This is a genomic window from Clostridium nigeriense (genome assembly GCF_050585245.1).
Taxonomy (GTDB): Bacteria; Bacillota; Clostridia; order Clostridiales; family Clostridiaceae; genus Clostridium; species Clostridium nigeriense_A.
The window spans coordinates 1-1,026 of sequence record NZ_JBNOOF010000036.1 but is presented as its reverse complement, the minus strand read 5'-3'; the positions used below and the strand labels follow the sequence as shown (position 1 = coordinate 1,026).

The window sequence follows — 1,026 nt, the reverse complement described above, 5'->3', positions numbered from 1 at the left end:
ATATCTGCTTGTTTCATATCTATTTGATTATTTGCATTTTCTGCAAGGCTTGTACCTACAGCTATAAACTTATTATCAAATGAATTAGGTTTTAATAACTCTCCTGTGTTAGGGTTTCTAGGTATTAAATCTTCTGGAATATACTTTTGTACTCTTCCATCTCTTATTGCATCTATCCATTGACTTATAACCTCGTCTAATGCATCAAATGAATCAGATTTACTATCTAGTAAACTCTTTCCTCTACCTTCAAATTTAACGCTCTTAAAGAACATTAAAGGTAATGCCATAATAAAATCACTTTTAAAGGTTACATCAACTAAATTAGATGTTTCTTCTATAGCCGATAATGATACTTCATTATCTCTTTCATCATAAAGCTTATATCTTACATATCCTTTTCCATATATCTCTACTAGCTTATATCTTTTATAATTTGATTTATTATAATAAGTTATAAATTTAATTTCTTTTAATCTTCCTCTATTAGTTTCATATTCAACCATAGATCCATCAAAGAATTCTAGTATAGGATATTTACTTACTTCTTTATCTATTGATATTTTAAAAGCTCCATCTCCACTTACTAGCACCTTAGAAATAACATCACCTATCATTTCATCAAACTTATTATCTTTTCTTATTTCTTCCCAAAGTTTATTATCATCTTCTTTTTTCTTTAATTCAATGCTATCTATATCTGCAACTATAATATCACTAAGCCTATCAACTATCATAGCAGGCAAGCCACTATGTATTTTTCTAATACTTAAATTTTCACTTGGTACAGCACTCCAAAACCTAGCTTTATTTACTGGATCACTGCTTATATTCTTAAAGAATTGCTCTAACTCATAAGCTTCTCCTCTATACCAAAGTTTATTTCTTATTAGATTAGTTTCATAGGTATATGCTTCTTGTATATTAATGCTGCTTTGTGATGCAGGCTGAACATTTAAATATTTAATTGCTGCTTTTGTTAACATACTTTTAAATCCTCCTATTAATCCCATATCTATTCTCCTT

At 28.4% G+C, this 1,026-nt stretch carries 1 protein-coding gene; it reads right to left on the bottom strand.

What is annotated here, in order from left to right; genetic code table 11:
* On the bottom strand, positions 1-1,013 hold a 1,013-nt coding region (locus tag ACQPUY_RS17690; RefSeq protein WP_430843365.1), incomplete at its 3' end, for a capsid protein.
* Between the last annotated feature and the right edge of the window lie 13 nt (positions 1,014-1,026).